At 66.0% G+C, this 20,213-nt stretch carries 18 protein-coding genes; 9 read left to right on the top strand and 9 right to left on the bottom strand.

Annotated features, from left to right (window positions below):
- Positions 1 to 44: 44 nt before the first annotated feature.
- From uvrD to LT948_RS29335, 4 genes are all read left to right on the top strand, one after another.
- The gene (uvrD, locus tag LT948_RS29350) at positions 45 to 2,231 is read left to right on the top strand and encodes a DNA helicase II (RefSeq protein ID WP_003110348.1); all 2,187 of its coding nucleotides are present in this window, start codon (positions 45 to 47) and stop codon (positions 2,229 to 2,231) included.
- Between the two features lie 37 nt (positions 2,232 to 2,268).
- Complete coding sequence (locus LT948_RS29345) at positions 2,269 to 2,697, top strand: EamA family transporter (RefSeq protein WP_003110349.1); 429 nt, start codon at positions 2,269 to 2,271, stop codon at positions 2,695 to 2,697.
- 97 nt (positions 2,698 to 2,794) lie between these two features.
- Positions 2,795 to 4,288 carry an acetyl-CoA hydrolase/transferase family protein gene (locus LT948_RS29340; protein ID WP_003096875.1) on the top strand — a complete coding sequence of 498 codons (1,494 nt, stop codon included), beginning with the start codon at positions 2,795 to 2,797 and terminating at the stop codon, positions 4,286 to 4,288.
- 377 nt (positions 4,289 to 4,665) lie between these two features.
- Positions 4,666 to 4,869 (top strand): DUF1127 domain-containing protein, encoded by a 204-nt coding sequence (locus LT948_RS29335; protein WP_003096877.1) that lies wholly within the window; start codon positions 4,666 to 4,668, stop codon positions 4,867 to 4,869.
- Between the two features lie 55 nt (positions 4,870 to 4,924).
- Here the strand turns inward: LT948_RS29335 and wbpZ are convergent, their stop codons facing one another.
- The 9 genes from wbpZ to LT948_RS29290 all read right to left on the bottom strand — a co-directional run bounded on the left by wbpZ (position 4,925) and on the right by LT948_RS29290 (position 14,344).
- A complete protein-coding gene (gene wbpZ / locus LT948_RS29330) occupies positions 4,925 to 6,070 on the bottom strand; it encodes a D-rhamnosyltransferase WbpZ (RefSeq protein WP_003458263.1) in 1,146 nt (381 codons plus the stop codon).
- Positions 6,071 to 7,198: a glycosyltransferase family 4 protein gene (locus LT948_RS29325; protein WP_023092787.1), complete on the bottom strand. Its 1,128-nt coding sequence runs from the start codon at positions 7,196 to 7,198 to the stop codon at positions 6,071 to 6,073. It lies immediately after the preceding gene.
- Positions 7,182 to 8,564, bottom strand: coding sequence for a glycosyltransferase family 4 protein (locus LT948_RS29320; protein WP_003110353.1), 1,383 nt, complete (start codon positions 8,562 to 8,564; stop codon positions 7,182 to 7,184). The genes LT948_RS29325 and LT948_RS29320 overlap by 17 nt, the downstream gene beginning before the upstream one ends.
- Complete coding sequence (locus LT948_RS29315) at positions 8,561 to 9,826, bottom strand: ABC transporter ATP-binding protein (protein ID WP_023092788.1); 1,266 nt, start codon at positions 9,824 to 9,826, stop codon at positions 8,561 to 8,563. Before LT948_RS29315 ends, LT948_RS29320 begins: the two co-directional genes overlap by 4 nt.
- A complete protein-coding gene (locus tag LT948_RS29310; protein WP_003096887.1) occupies positions 9,826 to 10,623 on the bottom strand; it encodes an ABC transporter permease in 798 nt (265 codons plus the stop codon). Before LT948_RS29310 ends, LT948_RS29315 begins: the two co-directional genes overlap by 1 nt.
- On the bottom strand, positions 10,623 to 12,062 hold the full coding sequence (locus LT948_RS29305) for a mannose-1-phosphate guanylyltransferase/mannose-6-phosphate isomerase (RefSeq protein ID WP_003096889.1): 1,440 nt from the start codon (positions 12,060 to 12,062) through the stop codon (positions 10,623 to 10,625). Before LT948_RS29305 ends, LT948_RS29310 begins: the two co-directional genes overlap by 1 nt.
- Before the next feature lie 3 nt (positions 12,063 to 12,065).
- Positions 12,066 to 13,037, bottom strand: a complete 972-nt coding sequence (gmd, locus tag LT948_RS29300; protein ID WP_003096890.1) for a GDP-mannose 4,6-dehydratase — start codon at positions 13,035 to 13,037, stop codon at positions 12,066 to 12,068.
- Entirely contained in the window at positions 13,034 to 13,948 is a 915-nt protein-coding gene (rmd, locus tag LT948_RS29295) for a GDP-6-deoxy-D-mannose reductase (RefSeq protein ID WP_023098260.1), read from the bottom strand. Before rmd ends, gmd begins: the two co-directional genes overlap by 4 nt.
- Before the next feature lie 159 nt (positions 13,949 to 14,107).
- The gene (locus tag LT948_RS29290) at positions 14,108 to 14,344 is read right to left on the bottom strand and encodes a hypothetical protein (RefSeq protein WP_003096896.1); all 237 of its coding nucleotides are present in this window, start codon (positions 14,342 to 14,344) and stop codon (positions 14,108 to 14,110) included.
- Positions 14,345 to 14,355: 11 nt separating this feature from the next.
- Here LT948_RS29290 and LT948_RS29285 point away from each other — a divergent pair, with 11 nt between their 5' ends.
- The 5 genes from LT948_RS29285 to LT948_RS29265 are packed head-to-tail and all read left to right on the top strand — an operon-like array spanning position 14,356 to position 20,108.
- Complete coding sequence (locus LT948_RS29285) at positions 14,356 to 15,984, top strand: glycosyltransferase (protein WP_096067852.1); 1,629 nt, start codon at positions 14,356 to 14,358, stop codon at positions 15,982 to 15,984.
- On the top strand, positions 15,978 to 17,279 hold the full coding sequence (locus LT948_RS29280; RefSeq protein ID WP_003125903.1) for a glycosyltransferase: 1,302 nt from the start codon (positions 15,978 to 15,980) through the stop codon (positions 17,277 to 17,279). Before LT948_RS29285 ends, LT948_RS29280 begins: the two co-directional genes overlap by 7 nt.
- Positions 17,276 to 18,139: a class I SAM-dependent methyltransferase gene (locus LT948_RS29275; protein WP_003114110.1), complete on the top strand. Its 864-nt coding sequence runs from the start codon at positions 17,276 to 17,278 to the stop codon at positions 18,137 to 18,139. Before LT948_RS29280 ends, LT948_RS29275 begins: the two co-directional genes overlap by 4 nt.
- Positions 18,136 to 19,278 carry an acyltransferase family protein gene (locus LT948_RS29270; RefSeq protein ID WP_073657444.1) on the top strand — a complete coding sequence of 381 codons (1,143 nt, stop codon included), beginning with the start codon at positions 18,136 to 18,138 and terminating at the stop codon, positions 19,276 to 19,278. The genes LT948_RS29275 and LT948_RS29270 overlap by 4 nt, the downstream gene beginning before the upstream one ends.
- Positions 19,272 to 20,108 (top strand): class I SAM-dependent methyltransferase, encoded by an 837-nt coding sequence (locus tag LT948_RS29265; protein WP_073657443.1) that lies wholly within the window; start codon positions 19,272 to 19,274, stop codon positions 20,106 to 20,108. Before LT948_RS29270 ends, LT948_RS29265 begins: the two co-directional genes overlap by 7 nt.
- Positions 20,109 to 20,213 lie beyond the last annotated feature (105 nt).

The following is a 20,213-nucleotide window of genomic DNA, read 5'->3' as shown; positions in this document are numbered from 1 at the left end:
GGCCCGGTTTGCCCGGCTTTTCCCCGCCCCGGTAGAATGCCGCGATGAACGACGACCTCTCCCTCCTGCTGAACTCCCTCAACGACCCGCAGCGCCAGGCCGTGGCCGCGCCGCTGGGCCGCCAACTGGTCCTCGCCGGCGCCGGCTCGGGCAAGACCCGCGTGCTGGTGCACCGGATCGCCTGGCTGATCCAGGTCGAGCACGCCTCGCCCTACAGCATCCTGTCGGTGACCTTCACCAACAAGGCGGCGGCGGAGATGCGCCACCGCATCGAGCAGTTGCTCGGGATCAATCCGGCGGGCATGTGGGTCGGCACCTTCCACGGCCTCGCCCATCGCCTGCTGCGCGCGCACTGGCGCGAGGCCGGGCTGAGCGAGAACTTCCAGATCCTCGACAGCGACGACCAGCAACGCCTGGTCAAGCGGGTGATCCGCGAACTCGGCCTCGACGAGCAGCGCTGGCCGGCACGCCAGGCCCAATGGTTCATCAACGGGCAGAAGGACGAGGGCCTGCGGCCGCAACACATCCAGCCCGGCGGCGACCTGTTCCTCGCCACCATGCTGAAGATCTACGAAGCCTACGAGGCGGCCTGCGCCCGCGCCGGGGTGATCGACTTCTCCGAGCTGCTGCTGCGCGCCCTGGACCTCTGGCGCGACCATCCCGGCGTGCTCGAGCACTACCAGCGGCGCTTCCGCCATATCCTGGTGGACGAGTTCCAGGACACCAACGCCGTGCAGTACGCCTGGCTGCGGATTCTTGCCAAGGGCGGCGACAGCCTGATGGTGGTCGGTGACGACGACCAGTCGATCTACGGCTGGCGTGGCGCACGGATCGAGAACATCCAGCAGTTCAGCGACGACTTCGCCGACGCCGAGGTGATCCGCCTGGAGCAGAACTACCGTTCCACCGCGTCGATCCTCAAGGCCGCCAACGCCCTGATCGCCAACAACCAGGGACGCCTGGGCAAGGAGTTGTGGACCGACGGCGAGGACGGCGAGTCGCTGAGCCTGTACGCCGCGTTCAACGAGCACGACGAGGCGCGCTACGTGGTCGAGTCGATCGAGAGCGCGCTCAGGGGCGGCCTGGCGCGCAGCGAGATCGCCATCCTCTACCGCTCCAACGCCCAGTCGCGGGTGCTGGAGGAAGCCCTGCTGCGGGAGAAGATTCCCTACCGCATCTACGGCGGCCAGCGCTTCTTCGAGCGTGCCGAGATCAAGAACGCCATGGCCTACCTGCGCCTGCTCGACGGCCGCGGCAACGACGCGGCGCTGGAACGGGTGGTCAACGTGCCGGCACGCGGCATCGGCGAGAAGACCGTGGAGAGCATCCGCGAATTCGCCCGCGGCAACGATGTGTCGATGTGGGAGGCGATTCGCCTGATGATCGCCAACAAGGTCCTGCCCGGCCGCGCCGCCAGCGCCCTGACCGGCTTCGTCGAGCTGATCGAGAATCTTTCGGCGAAGGTCATGGACATGCCGCTGCACCTGATGACCCAGACGGTGATCGAGCAGTCCGGACTGATCAGCTACCACAAGGAAGAAAAAGGCGAGAAAGGCCAGGCCCGGGTGGAGAACCTCGAGGAACTGGTCAGCGCCGCCCGCGCCTTCGAGAACAGCGAGGAAGAGGAAGACCTCACCCCGCTGCAGGCCTTCCTCAGCCACGCCTCCCTGGAGGCCGGGGAAACCCAGGCCGACGCCCACGAGGACAGTGTCCAGCTGATGACCCTGCACAGCGCCAAGGGCCTGGAGTTCCCGCTGGTGTTCCTGGTCGGCATGGAGGAAGGGCTGTTCCCGCACAAGATGAGCCTGGAGGAATCCGGCCGCCTGGAAGAGGAACGCCGCCTGGCCTACGTCGGCGTCACCCGCGCCATGCAGCGACTGGTCCTGACCTACGCGGAGACCCGCCGGCTCTATGGCAGCGAGACCTACAACAAGGTTTCGCGCTTCATCCGCGAGATCCCGCCGTCGCTGATCCAGGAAGTGCGCCTGTCCAATACCGTCAGCCGCCCCTACGGCGGCACTTCGCGCAACGCCGGCGGCAGCCTGTTCAGCGGCGCCGGGGTGCCGGAGACGCCCTTCTCCCTCGGCCAGCGGGTGCGCCACGCGCTGTTCGGCGAAGGGACTATCCTCAACTTCGAAGGCGCCGGCGCCCAGGCCCGGGTGCAGGTGAACTTCGAGAGCGAAGGCAGCAAGTGGCTGATGCTCGGCTACGCCAAGCTGGAAGCCCTGTAGCGGCGCAGCCCGTGGAGAAGGCCCGGAGGAGGACGACATGCTGGCATCCTGGGCCTTCTGGGCACTGCTTTCGGCGCTGTTCGCCGCGCTGACCGCGATCTTCGCCAAGATCGGCCTCGACCGGGTCGATTCGGACTTCGCCACCTTCATTCGCACCCTGGTGATCCTCGTCACCCTCGGCGGCATCCTCGCGGTCCTGGGCAAGTTCCAGGCCCCGGGCAGCATCCCGCCGCGCAGTTGGCTGTTCCTGGTGCTCTCCGGGCTGGCCACCGGTGCCTCCTGGATCTGCTATTTCCGCGCCCTCAAGCTCGGCCCGGCGTCGCTGGTGGCGCCGCTGGACAAGTTCAGCGTGGTGCTGGTGGCACTGCTCGGCGTGGCCCTTCTCGGCGAACGCCTGGACCTGCGCCAATGGCTCGGCGTAGCCCTGGTGACAGCGGGCGTGGTGGTCCTGGCAATCCGCCCATAAGCCCGCTGAATGGCGCTTCGACCTTGGTATAAAGGCGAAAAATCGCGGAAACCCTAGACTGGCGGCCTCTAATAATTCGTCGTCTGAGGTTCGTTCCATGTACCGTGATCGCGTGCGCCTGCCCTCCCTGCTCGACAAGGTGATGAGTGCGGCCGAAGCCGCCGACCTGATCCAGGACGGCATGACCGTCGGCATGAGCGGTTTCACCCGCGCCGGCGAGGCCAAGGCCGTACCCCAGGCGCTGGCCATGCGCGCCAAGGAACGTCCGCTGCGTATCAGCCTGATGACCGGCGCCAGCCTCGGCAACGACCTCGACAAGCAGCTCACCGAGGCCGGCGTGCTCGCCCGGCGCATGCCGTTCCAGGTCGACAGCACCCTGCGCAAGGCGATCAACGCCGGCGAAGTGATGTTCATCGACCAGCATCTCTCGGAAACCGTCGAGCAGTTGCGCAACCACCAGCTGAAGCTGCCGGACATCGCCGTCATCGAAGCCGCCGCGATCACCGAGCAGGGCCACATCGTGCCGACCACCTCGGTGGGCAACTCGGCGAGCTTCGCGATCTTCGCCAAGCAGGTCATCGTCGAGATCAACCTGGCCCACAGCACCAACCTGGAAGGCCTGCACGACATCTATATCCCAACCTACCGGCCGACCCGCACGCCGATCCCGCTGACCCGCGTCGACGACCGCATCGGCAGCACGGCGATCCCGATCCCGCCGGAGAAGATCGTCGCCATCGTCATCAACGACCAGCCGGACTCGCCATCCACCGTGCTGCCGCCGGACGGCGAGACCCAGGCCATCGCCAACCACCTGATCGATTTCTTCAAGCGCGAGGTCGACGCCGGGCGCATGAGCAACAGCCTCGGCCCGCTGCAGGCCGGTATCGGCAGCATCGCCAACGCGGTGATGTGCGGCCTCATCGAGTCGCCGTTCGAGAACCTGACCATGTACTCCGAAGTGCTGCAGGACTCGACCTTCGACCTGATCGACGCCGGCAAGCTGCGCTTCGCCTCGGGCAGCTCGATCACCCTGTCGCCGCGGCGTAACGCCGACGTGTTCGGTAACCTGGAGCGCTACAAGGACAAGCTGGTGCTGCGCCCGCAGGAAATCTCCAACCACCCCGAGGTGGTCCGTCGCCTGGGCATCATCGGCATCAATACGGCGCTGGAGTTCGACATCTACGGCAACGTCAACTCGACCCACGTCGGCGGCACCAAGATGATGAACGGTATCGGCGGCTCCGGCGACTTCGCCCGCAACGCGCACCTGGCGATCTTCGTCACCAAGTCGATCGCCAAGGGCGGCAACATTTCCAGCGTGGTGCCGATGGTCAGCCATGTCGACCACACCGAGCACGACGTCGACATCCTCGTCACCGAGCAGGGCCTCGCCGACCTGCGCGGCCTGGCGCCTCGCGAACGGGCCCGGGTGATCATCGAGAACTGTGTCCACCCGTCCTACCAGGCACCGCTGCTGGACTACTTCGAGGCGGCTTGCGCGAAAGGCGGCCACACGCCGCATCTGTTGCGCGAGGCGCTGGCCTGGCACCTGAACCTGGAAGAACGTGGACACATGCTGGCCGGCTGAGGCTGAACCGTTTCATCCGCAACTATTTCCAGCGCCCGGACGATTAATTCTTCCGGGCGTCTGGACAGGGCAGAAAAAACCACGTAAAAACATATTTCGGCGGCCTTTTCTCTTGCCGCCATCGCAACACGCCGACCCGGCCCTTCCGCTTTTCCTGCTGTAACACTTCGTTGTTTCTTTCGGTAACGCACCATGACGGTGCAGAGCGGTACAGTTACGCACCGAAACAACCCATACAGTTCGGAAACACACCCCGGTGATCCAACGCAATTCTCCGCAACTGTTCCTATTCTTGTTGACCTGTTAGTCAGATCATATTGCTCAGTTAATCACTAGCAACCTGACTACCCACCACAAGTGGGAAGGATCGACACATCATGGAACGTACCCTCGGTTCCAACACTTTCGACATCGCTCGCTCCAACCGCCGCAGCAGCAGCCTGCTGGGCACCATGAAACTGTGGCAGCGCCGCATCCAGAGCCGTCGCCAGCTGGCCCGTCTGGACTCCCGCCTGCTCGCCGACGCCGGCATCAGCGAAGCCCAGCGCTACGCCGAGCTGAACAAGCCGTTCTGGCGCTAAGCGATACTGTAACGCCCCGGTTCGGCCCAGCCTGAACTGTACCGTAGGCCGCTCCTTACCGAGCGGCCTTCACGTATCTGGAAGAAGCCTTTTCCTCCAGCAGTTCACGGTACAGCTCGCTCCAGCGACGCCCCATCTCTTCGGCGGTGAACAGTTGCCGATAGCGGGCCTCCGCGTTCCTGCCCATATCCTCCGCCTGCTGCGGATGCTCCCAGAGCCAGCGCATCGCTTGGCGAAACGCGGCCGGCTGGCTGGGCGGCACGACCAGGCCGGTCTCGCCATGGATATTGATGTAGCTGGTGCCGGTGCCGATCTCGCTGGAGATCATCGGCTTGCCGTACATCGCGCCCTCCAGCAGGGAGATGCCGAACGCCTCGGAACGCAGGTGCGACGGAAAGACCATGGCGTAGCTGAGTTGCAGCAGGGCGACCTTGTCCTCGTCGTCCACCCGCCCGAGGAAGTGCACGTTGCGCAACCCCAGCGCCGCGGCCTGGGCATACAGCTCGGCCTGCAACGGCCCGGCACCGACGATCACCACCGGGTAATCGGTGCCCTGCAACGCATCCAGCAGGATATGCAGGCCCTTGTAGTAACGCATCACCCCGACGAACAGGAAGAACCGCGGCCCGAGTTTCTCTCGCCAGTGCTCCAGACGCTGTGCCGCAGGCTTCGGGTAGCAAGCCTTGTCCAGGCCGTAGGTGATCACCCGGGTCTTTTCCCGGTACTGGCGGAGCACGTCGCTGGTGCTGAAGTAGTTGGGCGACGCCACCGCGATCCGATCGACGCTATGAAGGAAGCGCCCCATAAGCGGCCGGTACAGTTTCAACAGGACGCGCTGGCGGATGATGTCCGAATGGTAGGTGACCACGCTCGGCTTGTTCATACCGGTGAGGAAATGCACCAGGTCCATGAACGGCCAGGGGAAGTGGTAGTTGACCACGTCCGCCTCCGCCGCCAGCTCGCGGAACTGCTTGAACACGCTCAGGGAAAAACCGGTGGAGGCGAGCTGCAGGTCGAGCCTGGCGCGATGCACCACATGTCCGCCGAAGGGCACGACAGGCGGATGCGGGTCGCTGCTCAGGGTCAGGACGTGGTTGTCGATCCCCCACGACCCGCTGCTCTCGCAAAGCTGGAAGATCACCTGTTCGATCCCGCCTACCGTCTCGCTCAGGTAGGTCTTGTAGAAGTGCAGTACCCGCATTCAGCCCTCCACGGCACGACGATAGGCTGCAGCGGTGAGATTCGCGCAACGCTTCCAGGAAAACTGCTCCGCCCGTCGCAGGCCGGCTTCCCGGCAGCACTCCCAGTAGACGGTATCCTCGGTCATGCGGACCAGCATGTCAGATAGCCCATTGGCATCATCCGGGTCAATATAGCTGCCCGCCTCGCCGGCCACCTCCGGCATTGCGGAGAGTCGCGTGAGCAATACCGGCGTGCCGCTGGCCATGGCTTCCAGCACAGGCAGGCCGAAGCCTTCGTAGATCGAGGGGAAGACCAGCGCCCGAGCGCCCGACATCAACTCGGCGACCCGCTCGTCCGGCAGGTAGCCGAGCAGCCGCACCGTCCCAGAAGCCAGCGCCTGGCGCAGTTCGTCGTCAAGCGAGCGACTTTCCCATCCCGGCATGCCGACGATCATCAGCGGAAAACGCTGGCGGACCGGCGCCGGCAGTTGCCCATGGGCGCGCAGGGCCAGCGACAGGTTCTTGCGCGGTTCGAGGGTTCCTACGCAGAGGAAATACCCGCGCGGCACCAGGCCATGCGCGCGCAAGGGCTCGCGCAGGGACTCCCGGTCCCGCGGACGGAACCGCGCGGCATGGCCGAGGGGCGCCACCACGAAGCGCTCGCGCGGCAGGCCGAAATACGCCTGCGCCTCGTCGGCGATCGCCTGCGAGTCGGTCAGGATCAACCGCGCCTTTTCCATCCCGCGCGCCAGCCGGCGTTCTATTTCGCGCAAGCGGGCGGCGGGTTGCGTCGCCGGATAATGCAGGTGGGTCAGGTCGTGCAGGGTCATCAGCATCGGCCCGTCGAAGTCCAGCGGCCAGAGACTGGGCTCATGGTAGAGATCGACCGGCGGCCGACCGCTATCGAAACGCCGCTGCTCCAGCCAGCGTCGTGCCCGGTAGGCTCCGGGCAGGTTGCGCAGCCAGGGCGACAGACGCGAATAGCCGGGCAGCGCCGCCGCCGGCAGGTCGCCGCTCCAGCCCCAGCCATGGAACAGGGAAAACTCGAAGTCCGCGTGCGCCTGCAACGCGCCCAGCAACTCGACCAGGTAATGTCCGATGCCGGTCCGCGGCGCCTGGAGAATCCGCGCGTTAACCGCAATCCGCATGTACTGCCTCGCCATGCGTCGGGGCCTTGCCGAGGGCGAGCAGGATCCGCGCGATCAGTTGCCGACTCGCTTCGTGCCAGCCGATCCAGCGCCATTCGCCGACCGGTCGCTCGGCCGGGAACTCGCCCGTGGCTTCGAAGCGGGTGACCAGGTTCGCCAGGGTCTGCGGATCGGCAAGGTCGAAGTAGGCCATGAATTCGCCGCCGATCTCGCGGAACACCGGGATGTCGCTGCCCATCGCCGGCAGGCCGCGCTGCATGGCCTCCACCAGCGGCAGGCCGAAACCTTCCACATAGGACGGGAAGACCAGCGATGCGGCATGGGAGTATGCGTACTCCAGGCTCTTGTCGGAGAGGTCGTTGAACATGAACAGGCGCTTGTTCAGCTCCGGATGCTGCCGCACCCGTTCCACCAGCGCCTCGCACTTCCAGCCGATGCGTCCGGCGATGCACAACCGCACCTGCGAACCCTGGGCCCAGGCGCGCTCGAAGGCATCCAGCAGGTAACCGTGGTTCTTCCGCGGCTCGATGGTGCTGACCATCAGGAATACCGGCGCCTTGGCCTTGAACATGCGCAGCAGGTCGGGCTCGACGGAGGCGCCGTCCTCCACTAGGTCCAGCTCCGAACCCAGGTGGAAATAATCGAACCAGCGTTGCGCGACCTTCTCCGGGCCGATGCGCCGCAGCATCTCCGCGCGCACTTCGTCGCGAATGGTCTCGGAAATCGCGACGTAGCCGTCGGCGGTGGCCGCGATCCAGTCGAACCAGTGGTTGAACACCTTGACCAGGCCGGCATCGCAGAATTGCGGATGGGTCAGGGGAATCAGGTCGTAGATCACCGAGACGATGCCCACGCCCTCGCTCTTGAGGCGTTCCGCCAGCGGGAAGAAATCGGCGTGCCAGGAGGAGTCCAGCAAGACCAGTTGGTCGCCGGCCCGATGTTCGAGCGGGGTCGCGCGCACGGGTGCAGGCTGCTGCTTGCCGAGGATGCGGTCGAGCAGGCGCAGCGGAATGCTGAGGAAGGCGAAGGCGAACAGGCGGCAGGCTACATAGAGAAGGCGCCGGGCCCACGGCGAGGAACGGAACGGGCGGCGCTTTTCCAGGGTGCGCTGGCCCAGCCAGAAGTAGTTGGCGGCTCGCTCCACCAGGATGCGCAGGCGTACCAGCGGCGAATGCGGCCGTGGGTCCAGCGGCGCCAGGCTGTGGACCTGATACAGGGTGCCGTCGAGCATTGCCACCGGGATGCACTCCACCGTCTCGTCGGCTTCCGGCAACTCGCGGATGACGTTGCGCACCACCCGCTGAATACCGGAATTGACCTTGGGATGCTCGAACACATAGGTGCATTCGACCAACAGACGCGTCATGGAGTGCTCTCCGCGGAAGTGGGGTCCAGAGCTGCCTCGCCGGAGCGGCTGATATGGGTTTCGGCGCCCAGCCAGGAGCAACCGACGAAGTCTTCCTGGCGATTGTTGATGACATGGAAGACCAGGCCGTAGTCGCGCCATTCGAAGTTGCGGTCCAGGTGCGAGTCCAGCCGCGACAGGCTCAGCGCCACCGAGTAGTGCCCCTTGCCCAGGCGCATGTCGAAGGCGAAGCGGTAGGTGATGCGCTCGCCGGCCTTCAGGTCGGTGAGGGCCTTGTCCAGGCGGTGGGTATTGATCCCGTACATCGGCTGGCCGAGGCGGTCCTTGATCATGAAGCCGAGGATCAGCCGCTCGATGTCCTGGCGAACTTCGACCTCGACTTCCAGCGTCACCGCCTGGCCTACCTCGACCACCTCCAGCGCGCGCTGCCGCTGGTCGACCATCCGTACGTCGAGGATCGCTGCCTCGCCAGTGCCGGAAATCGTCCGCACCTGGCCGTCGGCGAGCATTTCCTGGCGCACGGTCTGCCCCTCGCGCTCGGCGAGCAGGGCGTTGTAGTAGTCCATCACTTCTTCCGGCCGCCCGCGCATGGCCATCCGTCCCTGCTCCAGGAGGATCGCGGAGTCGCAGATGGACTGGATCGCCGAGCGGTCGTGGGAAACGATCAGCAGGGTGGTGCCGGCCTTGCGGAAACTGCGGATGCGCTCGAAGCTCTTGTGCTGGAAATAGGCATCGCCAACCGACAGGGCCTCGTCGACGATCAGGATGTCCGGCCGCCGGGCAGTCGCCACGCTGAACGCCAGGCGCATCTGCATGCCGCTGGAGTAGGTGCGCACCGGTTGCTCGATGGCCTCGCCGATTTCGGCGAAGGCCTCGATCTCCGGCATCAGCGCCTGGATTTCCTCGACCTGCATGCCCAGCAATTGCCCGGCCATGAAGACGTTCTGCCGGCCGGTGAAGTCCGGGTGGAAGCCCATGCCCAGCTCGAGCAGCGCGGCGACCCGGCCGGCCACGCGGATCTCGCCGCAGGTCGGCTGGGTGGTGCCGGCGATCATCTTCAGCAAGGTGCTCTTGCCGGCGCCGTTGACCCCGACGATGCCGACCGCTTCGCCCGGCTCGATGGTGAACTCGACCTCGCGCAGGATCCAGTGCAGGTGGTGGCGCGGAGGGCTGAAAGGCACCAGCCATTCGAACAACCGGCTCCAGCGATTGGGATACTGCTTGTAGGCCTTGCCGAGGCCGGATACGTGTATCTGTCCCATCAGAGTTCATCCACCATTTCGCCGACCCGCTGGCGGAACAGACGCAGGCCGAGCGCGCACAGCAGCAGCGCCAGCAGGGTGATCGGCAGCAATGAAGGCCAGTCCGGCCATTGCCCGTGGAGGAACAGCTGCTGGTAGCTGCGCATCAGCGCGGTCATCGGGTTGAGTTCGATCAGCGAGCGGATACCCTCGGGCAGGATGCCGATCGGATAGACGATCGGCGTCAGCCAGAACCAGAACTGCAGACAGATGCCGAACAACTGGCCGACGTCGCGGAAGAACACGTTGAGCACCCCGAGGATCATCCCCAGTCCCGCCGCGAACAGCACCTGGATCGCCAGCAGCGGCACCAGCGCGAGCAATGCCGCGCCCGGCAGGCGCCCGCTGAGGGCAAGAAAGCCGAGGAACAAGGCGAGGATGATGGCGAAATTGACCCCGGCGTTGAGCAGTACGATGACCGGCAGGCAGATGCGCGGGAAGCTGATCTTCTTCAGCAGGTTGGCGTTCTCGATGAACATGCTCTGGCTGCGCGAGGTGATTTCCGCGAACAGGCCCCAGGTCAGCAGCCCGGCGCAGAGATAGACGCTGTAGGCCAGGCCGTCGTCGACGCCCGGCAGGCGCGCGCGCATCACCTGGGAGAAGATCACCGTGTAGACGACGATCATCGACAGCGGATTGAGCACCGTCCACAGCGCGCCGAACAGCGACCCGCGGTAGCGCGACTGGAACTCGCGCTTGACGCTGCCGAGAACGAAGCCACGATAGCCCCACAAGGAACGAGACAAGCCAAGAAGCATCAGACCACCCTGCCGTACTGGTCCTCGAAGCGGACGATGTCGTCCTCTCCCAGGTATTCGCCGCTCTGCACCTCGATCATCACCAGGTCGATGACCCCCGGGTTTTCCAGGCGATGCCGGTGGCCCGCGGGAATGTAGGTCGACTCGTTGCTGTTGACCAGCCGCGCGCCATCGCCATTGGTGACCCTGGCCATGCCTTGCACCACGATCCAGTGCTCGCTGCGGTGATGGTGCATCTGCAGCGACAAGCGCTCTCCCGGCCTGACCACGATTCGCTTGATCTTGAAGCGCGGCCCTTCCTCGAGGACGGTATAGCTGCCCCAGGGACGGTTGACGGTCCGATGCAGCCGATAGGCCTCGTGCCGCTCGTCCTTCAACCGCTGCACCACCCTGCGCACCTCCTGGACCCGGTCGGCGCGGGCGATCAGCAGCGCATCGGAAGTATCCACCACGACCAGGTCGTCGACCCCGACCGTGGCGACCAGGCGCCCGTCGCTCTGCACGAAGGTGTTACGGGTGTCGACGAACAGGGTGTCGCCGCTGCCGCGATTGCCCTCTGCGTCCGCGTCGAGCAGCGCGCTCATCGCGCCCCAGGAACCGATATCGCTCCAGTCGAAGGCCGCCGGCACCACGGCGACCCGCGCGGAGCGCTCCATCAGCGCATAGTCGATGGAAATGTCCGGCAGCGCGGCGAAGGCTTCGCCCGCCAGCTCATGCTGGATGCCATCGGCCATCTTCACCGCCGCACTGGCGGCCAGGCAGGCCCTGGCCTGCTCCAGCAGGGCCGGGGCATGCTGCGCCAGCTCGTCGACCAGGGTCGAGGCCGTGAAACAGAACATCCCGGAGTTCCACAGGAAACCGCCACTTTCCACGTAGCGACGGGCGGTTTCCTCATCGGGTTTCTCGACGAAGCGGCGCACCTTGGCCGCCCCCTGCTCGTCCAGCCGGTCGCCCAGCTCGATATAGCCGAAACCGGTTTCCGCTGCGTCCGGCACCACGCCGAAGGTAACCAGGTGCCCGGCGACGGCGAGACGCGCGGCATGCCCCACCGCCTCGCGGAAGGCCTCCTCGTTGCGGATCAGGTGATCCGCCGGCATCACCACCAGTACCGCCGCGTCGCCATGTTCGGCTTGCAGCGCCAGGGCGGCGACGGCAATCGCCGGGGCGGTGTTGCGCCCGGTCGGTTCGAGGATGAAATGTCCCCGGTGCCGCCCCAGGCGGGCCGCCTGGAACTGGTCCTTGCTCTGGAAGTAATGCTCGCGGTTGGTCACCGTGACGATTTCGCCATGCCCGGCCAGGAGCCCGGCGGCACGTCGGTAGGTCTTGCCCAGCAGGGTCTGGCCATCGGGCAGGCGCATGAACGGCTTCGGCTGTCCTTCACGCGACACCGGCCACAGGCGGGTACCGGCGCCGCCGGAAAGCACCACGGGAATCAGCATGGCTTACTCCCGGGAAACGCGTCGCAGGTCCGCCTCGACCATCATCCGGATCAGCTCGTCCAGGCTGGTCCTGGGCTTCCAGCCGAGCACACGCTGGGCCTTGGCCGGATTACCCAGCAGCACGTCGACCTCGGCGGGCCGGAAGAACGCCGGGTCGATCTTGAGGAAGTCGCGGTAGTCCAGGCCCACATGCTCGAAAGCGATCTGGCACATGTCGCGCACGGTGGTAGTGACACCGGTGGCCACCACGTAGTCGTCGGCCTTGTCCTGCTGCAACATCAGCCACATGGCTTCGACGTAGTCCCCGGCAAAGCCCCAGTCGCGCTTGGCGTCGACGTTGCCCAGGCGCAATTCCTGCTGCTTGCCGAGCTTGATGCGGGCCACCGCGTCGGTAACCTTGCGCGTGACGAACTCGATGCCGCGCAGCGGCGACTCGTGGTTGAACAGGATGCCGCTGGAGGCGTGCAGGCCGAAGCTCTCGCGATAGTTGACGGTGATCCAGTGGCCATAGAGCTTGGCCACGCCGTAGGGGCTGCGCGGGTAGAACGGCGTGTTCTCGTCCTGGCGCTCGGCCTGGATCAGGCCGAACATCTCGCTGGTGGAGGCCTGGTAGAAGCGCGTTTCCGGGCTGAACTGGCGGATCGCCTCGAGCAGGTGGGTCACGCCCAGGCCGTCGACGACGCCGGTGGTCACCGGCTGGTTCCAGGAAGCCCCGACGAAGCTCTGTGCCGCCAGGTTGTAGACCTCCTGCGGCTGCGCCTTGATCACCGCGCGCTGCACCGAACAGGCATCGGCCATGTCGCCGTCCTCGTACTGGATATCGCCTTCGATCCCCAGTTCACGCAGGCGCCAGCGCGTGTCGCTGCTGCGCCGCGCCACCAGGCCGTGGACCCGGTAGCCCTTCTCCAGCAGCAGCTTGGCCAGGTACGCTCCGTCCTGACCGGTGATCCCAGTTACCAGTGCACTTCTTGTCATTCTTCTCGTACCCGTGACTCCCAGTCGGACAGGATCGCCCGCAGGGACTGTTTTATGGTTATTTCAGGCTTCCAGCCCGTGGCGTCATGCAGTCGCGCATGGCTGCCGCGAACCCAACGCTGTTCCGCCCGGCGCATCCGGGCAGGGTCCTGAACGATTTCCAGCTCGACCTGGGCGATGTCCGCCAGCAGTTCGATCAGCTCGCGAATCTTCTGCTCCTGCCCGGAACAGACGTTATAGACGGCGCCCGCCTCGCCGTGGGAGAGCAGGCGCAGATAGGCTGACAGCACGTCCTGGACATCGAGGAAATCACGGCTGACGTCGATGTCCCCCACTTCCAGCCGATTGGCCTGCAAGCCCTGCTTCATCCGGGCGATCTGCCGCGCGGCGCTGGCGATCACGAAGCTGTCCTTCTGCCCCGGCCCGATATGGTTGAACGGCCGCGCCACCAGCACCCGCCAGCCTTCGGTGATACCCCACTGCAGGCACAGCGACTCGGCCGCCAGCTTGCTGACCGCATAGGGATTGCGCGGGTGGGGGATGAGTTCCTCGTGGATCGGCAACGCCGCCTCGGCCACCTGGCCGTAGACGTCGCCGGAGCTGATGTACAGGAAGGTACCGGAGAAGCCCCGCGCCTTAAGCGCCTGGAGCAGGTTCAGGGTGCCAAGGAGGTTGATCTGCAGGGTCCGCGCAGGATCGCGGAAGGCCTCCGGCACATAGGTCTGCCCGGCCAGGTGGATGACCGCATCCGGCAGCTCCGGCCAGAGGTCGCCCAGCGAATCCGGCTCCAGCAGGTCGTAACGATGCGGTACGGGAAGGAGCGCCCACGGCGTGTGGGCCGCTGCCAGATAAGCTTGAAGATGCTTGCCTACGAAACCGGAGAGCCCGGTGACGAACAGACGCTGAGTCAAGGAAGCGGGCCTTTTATCTGATGCTACGCTCGGCGACGCTCTTCCTAGGAATACGACGTTCCAGAGGTCATGCCGGATAGCGTGTTGTTCTGATTATCGCGCTCCAATCTGTGCCAAGAATGCGCCAATTTCAACCGCTTATTCGTGACCGGTAGGTTCTCACTCGAACGGCATGACGTTTTCTCCGTCAGCCTTCACGTTTTTGCGAAAGGTATGTTTAGAATGCCTCTCGATTTCGTGCTTGACTGCCTCCTGTTCTGTTGATCGAACAGGTCGCGGCTGCGATAACAGAACAAGAACACGATGGGTCGACCAGTCCGCCGGGAAGGCTTCCGGACAACGAAGCAGCGCCTGGCCTCGCTCATCACCACCAAGCTGTCGAACGGGCAGTTTCATCACGAGATGCCATGAATTTCATCCTTTACTCGGATATCAACGAGCGCTCGATCGGCCACAACCTCGGTCGCCCCGAATACAGCTACTACTTCGTCCTCAAGGCCTACCGGCCAATCCTCGAATCGCTGGGACAGGTCCACCTGGTACAGAGCACGGACGAAGTCGACCCGCTCTATCGGCAACTGCATGAACAGGGCGAAGACTGCCTGTTCCTCTCCTTCACCCCGCCGCACAAGGCGGCGCGGGGCCTGCAATGCCCGATGCTGTGCGTGGTCGCCTGGGAGTTCGAGTCGATTCCCGACGTGGCGTGGGACGGCGATCCGGCGCAGGACTGGAGCCAGGTCCTGGCCGGCCATGGCGCAGCCATCACCCTCTCCGAGCAGACTGCCCACGCGGTTCGCCGGGTGCTGGGCGAAGATTTTCCGGTGCTGGCGCTGCCTACGCCGATCTGGGAGGAGTTCGCCGCGATCCGCCAGCAAGGCGAACGGAATCCGGTCAAGTCCGGCGAGACCCTGCAACTCAAGGGCTGCGTCATCGACAGCCGCCTGCTGGGCCTTTCCGCCGACGGCCTCATCGCACCGATCAGGGAAGAGACCGAGGACGAGATCCTCGAGGTCCTCCCCGAGACGCCCGCCGAGCCCGAGCCCGAACCGGTCCCTGAGCCAGAACCAGAGCCAGAGCCGGTTCCTCTCGACTGGAGGCGCCGACTGGTCATCAGCAAGCACTACCTGCTGCTGTGGTACCGGGAAGCTGTCAGCGACCTGGTACCCATGCCGGTACGCCGCTGGCTGTTCCGTCACCTGCGCCAGCCGCTGCCGCACCCGCCAACGGCGCTGGAAACGCTGCCGGAGCCATTGCCCCAGGCCACCGAGCCGATGCCGCCCGCCGAGCCCGAGCATCCGCCGGCGCTGCTGCCGGACGTCGACCAGCACCAGCAGGTCGTCGTGGACGGGGTGGTCTACGTCTCGGTGTTCAATCCGCTGGACGGGCGCAAGAACTGGCATCACCTGATCACCGCCTTCTGCTGGGCATTCCGCGACACCAGCGATGCCACGCTGGTGCTGAAGATGACCCAGAGCGACCTGACGACCTACCACGTCGAACTGCTCACCCTGCTTTCCCAACTGTCGCCGTTCGCCTGCCGGGTCATCGCCCTGCACGGCTATCTCGACGCCGCGGAGTACGCCCGTCTGTACGGAGCCGCCAGCTACTACGTGAACGCCTCGCGCTGCGAGGGCCTGTGCCTGCCGCTGATGGAGTTCATGTCCTGCGGCACCCCGGCGATCGCTCCGGACCATTCGGCGATGGCCGACTACATGGACGCCCAGGTGGGCTTCGTGGTCCGCTCCAGCCAGGAGCCCGCGGCCTGGCCGCAGGATTCGCGCCGGTTGTACAGCACCCGGCGCTACCGGCCGAGCTGGGAGTCCCTGAAGGAGGCCTACCTGGAGAGCTACCGGGTGGCCCGGGAACAGCCGGAGCGCTATCGGCAGCTGTCCGCCGCGGCCAACCAACGCATGCGCGGCTACTGCGCCGGCGACGTGGTCCGCCAGCGCCTGGAACCCTTCCTTTCCGCTCGCAAGGCAACCCCTGCGCCCGGCGTCGAACTGGCGGCCACCGCCACAGGCAACGTTCCATGCTGATCATCATCCACTCCGAGACCAACAAGACCACCATCCGGCAGAACCTCGGGCGCCCGGAGTACAGCTATTACTTCGTCCTCAAGGAATTCCGTCCGCTGCTGGAAGAGATCGGCCAGGTGGTCGAAGTCAGCGATCCCGACGAACTGGTGGACCGCCTCTACCACGACTGCCGCAAGCGCGGCGAACCCTGCGTCTTCCTCTCCTTCTCGCCGCCCCATCGCACGCCGATCCACCATGCCTGCCCAACCATCCCGGTGTTCGCCTGGGAGTTCAGCACCCTGCCCAGCGAAACCTGGCACGGCGAACCGCGCCACGACTGGCGACACGTGCTGCGCCACAGCGGACGGGCCATCACCCATTCCAGCTTCACGGTCGACGTGGTGCGCGCCGCCATGGGTCGCGACTACCCGGTACTGAGCGTGCCGGCGCCGGTCTGGGATCGCTTCGCCAACCGCGCCTCGCAGCAGGCGGGCCGTCCCGAAGCCCGGGATGTGCGCCTGCGCCTGGACGGCCTGCTGGTGGACAGCCGCCAGCTGGACCTGGCCGTCCATGCCGACCCCGAGCCGTCGGCGGAGGTCCTGGCCCTGCCGGACCGCGCGGCGAAACAGGTCGAGCTGAGCCTCGACGGGGTCATCTACACCTCGGTGTTCAACCCCTACGACGGGCGCAAGAACTGGCAGGACATGATCAGCGCGTTCTGCGCCACCTTCCGCGACGAGCCCGACGCCACCCTGGTGCTGAAACTGACCCACCACAACGTCGGCGAAGCGCTGGCCGACATGCTTCACCACCTGTACAAGAACCAGTCCTACCGCTGCCGCATCGTGCTGATCCACGGCTACCTCGCCGACCCGGACTACGAGCGGCTGGTCGAGGCCACCAGCTACGTGGTGAACACCTCCTACGGCGAAGGCCAATGCCTGCCGCTGATGGAGTTCATGTCCAGCGGCAAGCCGGCCGTGGCTCCGCGCAATACCGCGATGATCGACTACATCGACGCCGACAACGCCTTCATCGTCGACTCCTCGGAAGAAGCCACCGCATGGCCCCACGACCCGCGCGCGGCCTACCGCACGCTGCGCTACATCACCGACTGGGAGTCGCTGTGCCGGGCCTACCGGGCCAGTTTCGAGGTCGCTCGCCAGGAGCCGGAGCGCTACGCACGCATGTCCGCGCATGCCAGCGCCAGCCTCGAACGCTTCTGCAGCCGCAAGCTGGCCGTGGAGCGCCTGCGTCGCTTCCTCGACGAAGCGGCACAAGGCGACCCCGCCGCCTTGCAAAGCATCCCGGCATGATCCGCGCCCTGCTCCAACGCTGGCGTTCCCGTCCCGCTGCGGCGAGCGAACCGGTGTCGCCACGCATGTGCGGTCTGCGCGATGCGGTGCTGGATGGCTGGTTCCGCAGCGAAACCGGCGAACTGCTCGCCGGCTTCGCCATCGGCGCCCAGGACACCCTGCTCGATCTCGGCTGCGGCGAAGGCGTCGCCACCCTCTTCGCCGCCCGCCAGGGCGCTTCGGTGATCTTCACCGACAGCGAGGAAGACAAGGTGCGGAGCCTGGCGCAGCAGGTCGAGGCAGTGGCCCGGCGGCCCTTCACCGGCCTGGTCAGCGACAGCGACCCGCTGCCGCTGCGCGACGCCTGCGCCGACAAGCTGGTGTGCATGGAAGTGCTCGAACACGTGGCCAACCCAGCGCGGGTGATGGCCGAACTCGTGCGTCTCGGGCGCCCTGGCGCGCAGTACCTGCTGAGCGTGCCGGACCCGGTCGGCGAACACCTGCAGCAGGGCATCGCCCCGGCCGACTACTTCCGGGCGCCCAACCACATCCACATCTTCTCCCGCGACGACTTCGCGCGCCTGGTGCAGGACGCCGGGCTGGTCATCGAGCACCGCCAGGCCAGCGGCTTCTTCTGGGTGATGGGCATGATCTTCTTCTGGGCCAGCGAACGGGCCGCCGGCCGTGAGCTCGGCGGCGCCGTCCGCGACCGTATCCAGCCGCCCTACCCGGCGCTGATGGAAGACTGGGCACGGCTCTGGGAAAACCTCCTGGCCCGTCCCGACGGTCTGGAGATCAAGCACCTGCTCGACCATTTCATGCCCAAGAGCCAGGTGATCATCGCGCGCAAGCCGCTCGACCCCGGATCGTCGCGGACATGAGCGGCAAACGCATCCTCGACATCGAACTGTTGCGCGGGCTGGCCGTGCTCGGCGTGGTATTCCACCATCTGCACGGCAACCTGTTCAGCGGCTCCCCGGCACTGCTGGACGGCATCAACCAGCGCGTCCAGTTCTGGTGGGGCGTGGACCTGTTCTTCGCCATCTCCGGCTTCGTCATCGCCCGCACCCTCATCCCGCAACTGCGCGAGGCGCCCACACGCCAGGCATTCTGGGAACAGGCGCGGTACTTCTGGATCCGCCGCGCCTTCCGCCTGCTGCCCTCGGCCTGGCTGTGGCTGGCGCTGATCCTGGCCTGTTGCCTGCTGCTGAACCGCTCCGGAGCCTTCGGCAGCCTGTCGGCCAACCTCGCGGCGAGCCTCGCCGGTTTCCTTCAGGTCGCCAACTTCCGCTTCGCCGACAGTTTCTACCGCTACGAATACGGTGCCAGCTTCGTCTACTGGAGCCTTTCCCTGGAGGAACAGTTCTACCTCCTGCTGCCGCTGCTGATCCTCTGCCTGCGTCGCTACCTGGGCTGGGCCCTGCTGGCGCTGGTGCTGGTCCAGTTCTTCAGCCTGCGCACACCGCTGCTGATGGTATTGCGCACCGACGCCCTGGCCATCGGCGTACTGCTCGCCCTCGCCTCCCTGCAGCCTGACTATGCCCGCTGGAACCCCACCCTGCTGGGCCGCGCCTGGAGCGGGCCGTTGCTGCTGGTCGCCGTGGCCGCGGCCCTGGGCGTGCTGGCCAGCGAAGCGTACAGCCTGGTCGCCGTGCGGATCGGCGCCATCGCGCTATTGTGCGGACTGCTGGTGTGGATAGCCTCCTACGACCGCGACTACCTGCTCTCCAACGGGCCGCTGAAGCGCTTGCTGGTCTGGGTCGGCGCGCGCTCCTATGCGATCTACCTGATCCACATCCCGGCGTTCTATCTCAGCCGCGAACTCTGCTTCCGCCTGGGCTGGGACGCCGGCGAGCGGCCCCTGTCGCTGCTCGGCACCAGCCTGGTCCTGATCGTCGTACTCAGCGAGCTCAACTACCGCTTCGTCGAGAGCCCCTGCCGCGACCTGGGCTCCCGCCTGGTCAAGCGCCTGAGCGCCGCCCGCCGCGTCGCCACCACTTCCGGAGCCACCTCATGCTGAACTTCCTCAAGAAGATCGTCTCGCCGCCCAGCCCCACCACCGAGCCCGTCGCCGCGCCACCCACCCCCGCGCCGGTCGACCCGTACATGCTCGGGTTGCGCGACGCGGTGCTCAGCGGCTGGTTCAACCAGGAGACCGACGAGCTGTTCAGCGGCTTTCCGATTTCCGCCGAGGACACCGTGCTCGACGTGGGGTGCGGCGACGGCGGCAACGTTCATTTCTGCGCCATGCGCGGCGCTCGCATCATCATCGCCGACATCGACGCGGAAAAGATCGCCAGGACCCGCGAGCGCCTGGCCGATACCCCGGCCTGCGAACTGGAATGCCTGGTCAGCGACTGCGACCCGTTGCCCCTGGCTGACGCCACGGCCACCCGGGTGGTCTCCACCGAGGTCATCGAGCACGTCGACGATCCGCGGCAGTTCCTCGCCGAGCTGGTGCGGGTCGGCCAGCCCGGCGCACTCTATCTGCTCAGCGTGCCGCATCCCACGTCGGAAGACCTGCAGAAAGACTTCGCCGCCGACGAATACTTCCGCAAGCCCAACCACATCCGCGTGCTCGGCGAGGAGCAGTTCGCCGCACTGGTGCGCGAAGCCGGGCTGGAAATCCTCAGCCACAGCCGCTACGGCTTCTACTGGTCGCTGTGGATGCTGCTGTTCTGGGAGGCCAAGGTCGATTTCGGCAATCCCGACCATCCCCTCCTCGAACACTGGGCCAGGACCTGGCAGGCGCTGCTCGACTCGCCGCGCGGCCCGGCCATCAAGCAGGCCCTGGACGCCGTGGTCGCCAAGAGCCAGGTGATCATCGCGCGCAAGCCCGCCCAGGCGTAGAGCCACCGGAACAGTTCCGCTACAGCCGGGCGGAACAGTTGCCGGGGCCACCGAACTGTTCCGTCCAACTCCCGCGTGGTTGCCCCTGAGCAAGCCAGCGGTCCC

This window comes from Pseudomonas sp. CP-1, from assembly GCF_021213715.1.
Taxonomy (GTDB): domain Bacteria; phylum Pseudomonadota; class Gammaproteobacteria; order Pseudomonadales; family Pseudomonadaceae; genus Pseudomonas; species Pseudomonas aeruginosa.
The sequence above is the reverse complement of the archived record's forward strand: the minus strand, read 5'-3'. Positions and strand labels throughout refer to the sequence as shown.

Excerpts from the sequence above, each read along its gene's own strand:
- uvrD (WP_003110348.1), top strand. The coding sequence starts at position 45 with ATGAACGACGACCTCTCCCTCCTGCTGAACTCCCTCAACGACCCGCAG.
- LT948_RS29345 (WP_003110349.1), top strand. The coding sequence starts at position 2,269 with ATGCTGGCATCCTGGGCCTTCTGGGCACTGCTTTCGGCGCTGTTCGCC.
- LT948_RS29340 (WP_003096875.1), top strand. The coding sequence starts at position 2,795 with ATGTACCGTGATCGCGTGCGCCTGCCCTCCCTGCTCGACAAGGTGATG.
- LT948_RS29335 (WP_003096877.1), top strand. The coding sequence starts at position 4,666 with ATGGAACGTACCCTCGGTTCCAACACTTTCGACATCGCTCGCTCCAAC.
- wbpZ (WP_003458263.1), bottom strand. The coding sequence starts at position 6,070 with ATGCGGGTACTGCACTTCTACAAGACCTACCTGAGCGAGACGGTAGGC.
- LT948_RS29325 (WP_023092787.1), bottom strand. The coding sequence starts at position 7,198 with ATGCGGATTGCGGTTAACGCGCGGATTCTCCAGGCGCCGCGGACCGGC.
- LT948_RS29320 (WP_003110353.1), bottom strand. The coding sequence starts at position 8,564 with ATGACGCGTCTGTTGGTCGAATGCACCTATGTGTTCGAGCATCCCAAG.
- LT948_RS29315 (WP_023092788.1), bottom strand. The coding sequence starts at position 9,826 with ATGGGACAGATACACGTATCCGGCCTCGGCAAGGCCTACAAGCAGTAT.
- LT948_RS29310 (WP_003096887.1), bottom strand. The coding sequence starts at position 10,623 with ATGCTTCTTGGCTTGTCTCGTTCCTTGTGGGGCTATCGTGGCTTCGTT.
- LT948_RS29305 (WP_003096889.1), bottom strand. The coding sequence starts at position 12,062 with ATGCTGATTCCCGTGGTGCTTTCCGGCGGCGCCGGTACCCGCCTGTGG.
- gmd (WP_003096890.1), bottom strand. The coding sequence starts at position 13,037 with ATGACAAGAAGTGCACTGGTAACTGGGATCACCGGTCAGGACGGAGCG.
- LT948_RS29290 (WP_003096896.1), bottom strand. The coding sequence starts at position 14,344 with ATGAAACTGCCCGTTCGACAGCTTGGTGGTGATGAGCGAGGCCAGGCG.
- LT948_RS29285 (WP_096067852.1), top strand. The coding sequence starts at position 14,356 with ATGAATTTCATCCTTTACTCGGATATCAACGAGCGCTCGATCGGCCAC.
- LT948_RS29280 (WP_003125903.1), top strand. The coding sequence starts at position 15,978 with ATGCTGATCATCATCCACTCCGAGACCAACAAGACCACCATCCGGCAG.
- LT948_RS29275 (WP_003114110.1), top strand. The coding sequence starts at position 17,276 with ATGATCCGCGCCCTGCTCCAACGCTGGCGTTCCCGTCCCGCTGCGGCG.
- LT948_RS29270 (WP_073657444.1), top strand. The coding sequence starts at position 18,136 with ATGAGCGGCAAACGCATCCTCGACATCGAACTGTTGCGCGGGCTGGCC.
- LT948_RS29265 (WP_073657443.1), top strand. The coding sequence starts at position 19,272 with ATGCTGAACTTCCTCAAGAAGATCGTCTCGCCGCCCAGCCCCACCACC.